Origin of the sequence: Mariniflexile sp. HNIBRBA6329, from assembly GCF_043558645.1 — a bacterium.
Classification (GTDB): Bacteria; Bacteroidota; Bacteroidia; order Flavobacteriales; family Flavobacteriaceae; genus Mariniflexile.
In genome coordinates, this window is record NZ_JBIFXS010000039.1 from 1 (window position 1) to 1,013 (window position 1,013).

Annotated in this window: 1 protein-coding gene; it reads right to left on the reverse strand. The window is 32.7% G+C overall.

What is annotated here, in order from left to right; all coding sequences use genetic code 11:
- Nucleotides 1-279: 279 nt before the first annotated feature.
- A complete protein-coding gene (locus ACGK9U_RS16090; protein WP_394467580.1) occupies nucleotides 280-918 on the reverse strand; it encodes a hypothetical protein in 639 nt (212 codons plus the stop codon).
- Nucleotides 919-1,013: the final 95 nt, after the last annotated feature.

A 1,013-nucleotide genomic window follows, 5' to 3' on the forward strand; every position in this document is an offset into this window, starting at 1 on the left:
CATTTTCACGGGGTTTACCGCCGAAAACTTGGACGGCGTATTATCTTCTATAATCCACTATATTTTACTGGGCACTGACTGTTCCTTAGCGCAAAAACATTCGAATTAAAAGACTATATTGAAGTTGAGCTTATTGCTTACAACGATTATGTATATGGAAAGTTGCGTGTTTGAGTGCGAGGATTTTCCGAAGGAAAATCAGCAGCAAGCAAACAAAGCAACTGACATTGGTTTAGCTAAAACTAGCAATTTTTTATATACGGGGTTGTGCGTTCGTTTTTATTTTTCTCCAATCCAAACCTTTCCTACTGGAACAAAGAAAACTATATCTTCCGTTCCGTCTGAATAAGTGGTTTTTTCTTTTTTAATATTCGATTTTTCCAATTTTTTTAAAAGTCTCCTGTCGGCATAAGCATTTTCAATTTTGTCATATTGGTCAATTGGCCATAATAAATCATTTCTCCAATAATGAAATTCATCAAGCTTTGGCTCCCATTTAAAATCAGCACTCAATTGTTTAGTAAACGAGGAATCGTTTTGTTTAAAATCCGCTTTGGTAAATAGTGTTTCATAATGTTCAATCTTTTCGCCAAGTGCGCAAACTACTTGAGATTTAGATAATCGAGGTTCGTTTAACCAAATTTTCAGATAATAAGGCTCGTTTATTTTGTCCAATTCTTTTTTCCAACTGTCGTAAATTTTTTCAAGTCCGTTTATTATCTCTTTTTTTGCTTTTCCTTTTGGTTCAGGAATTTCACTATTAGTTAAAGTCAGATTATTCCAAGGTTGAACATACACTTTTGAGTAATGATATTTAAGTTCAGATAACCGTTCAATATCCAATTCTAAATATTCCTCAATCCAATTCTGGATTTTGGAAACTTTTCTCTTTAAACCTCTAATTTTCTTGTATTTCACGGTTTTTCTTAAATGACGCACAATGATTAGGTATATGAAAAGTAAGGGATAAAAAAAGACTTACCTTCCAAATTTGTACAAGCCAATTTAGTAAA